The sequence below is a fragment of the Shewanella sp. c952 genome, from assembly GCF_019654975.1.
Classification (GTDB): Bacteria; Pseudomonadota; Gammaproteobacteria; order Enterobacterales; family Shewanellaceae; genus Shewanella.
The window spans coordinates 1-1,255 of record NZ_BPEW01000077.1 but is presented as its reverse complement, the minus strand read 5'-3'; the positions used below and the strand labels follow the sequence as shown (position 1 = coordinate 1,255).

The window sequence follows — 1,255 nt, the reverse complement described above, 5'->3', positions numbered from 1 at the left end:
GCATTCATGGCATTTACTCGTGGTAATTTTTGTTTGGCGATAAATTTGATCACCAAATGCCATGAATGTTCCTTATTATTTTGCCTATCTCATTATTTCTATTTGTCTTTTTGTGGGGATTCGTCAGACTCTGACCCCACTTATTTACTCAAACAACGTTGTGTGACTTGATAAACGATAGCGTCGACTTGCTGTTGTGTGAGCTCTTGATTACCAATGGTAGGTAGTACTTTGACTAATTGTTTATGATTTAAAATTGGAAATGGCGGCTTACTTTGACTGGTGACAAACCACCCTGGAAATACTAGAACAGGGATTGAAGTTACCGGGTTTCCGGTTGCTTTGCTGAGCCATTGATTTACCCAGTTAGCTTGTCGTAATGCTTGCTCGATTGGTTTCGTCTCTACCCATGAAGGAAAGCAAAGGCGGCCATCTTTAAATAGTAATTGATAGTTCTTTCCGTTACCTTTTGATGAAGCTTTACTGTCTCGGTTCCGCTTGTGACGGCCTTTAGTTTCAATGGTAAATACGCCATTTTTACCTATTGCTAAGTGGTCTATATTAAATCCATCAGCCTGTATGTCATGAAAAACCTGATAACCTTTACCTTGGAGTCCAACCAGTTCATTTGCTGTGGCGATTTCTGCGGTATAACCCAAGCGAAGTTTTTCAAGCGTGGAGAATTGTCGCCATGTTTTGTATGCAGCAAAGGTTAGGCCTAAGGTGATAAACAGGGCTAACCCCCAAGGGAAATGGTTGCTGAGTATGTGTGCTTTCATACCAAAATAGGAAAAGGGCAAAGAAACGATTAAAGTTGCTAATAGTAGGGTGCCCATTAAATCCATTTGCATATTCTGAATCTGATCTTGTAGACCATGAGCAGCAGTTCGCGTGAGCATTTCTTTATCGACAGGGGATTTAACTGTAATTTCTCGGCGTTTTAACATCAATGACATAACGCCCAAAACAACAAACATACCGATTAGTAAAAGCAAAATTGTAAGGCTCGATGCCATAAAGTCAGTCATTTTCTTCCTTTAAAGTACAACATTATCATCCATTGATTAATCTAACTTTCTCGAAGCTTTGGATACGCATACTCATTATCGCTTTCCTTTGAAGAGGTAAGTTTTGGCAGCATTTCTTTAGCTGGCGAAACAATAACCTTATTTTTATATGGTTTTCAAGTAATAAACATTATTTTCAGTGTAAATGAAGTGATTTTGCTCATCACTTTCAATTACTTATTAAAACC

Annotated in this window: 1 protein-coding gene; it reads right to left on the bottom strand. The window is 38.5% G+C overall.

The window, feature by feature from the left end; translation table 11 throughout:
- Positions 1-140: 140 nt before the first annotated feature.
- On the bottom strand, positions 141-1,028 hold the full coding sequence (locus K5R16_RS21915; protein WP_220740517.1) for a nuclease-related domain-containing protein: 888 nt from the start codon (positions 1,026-1,028) through the stop codon (positions 141-143).
- Positions 1,029-1,255 lie beyond the last annotated feature (227 nt).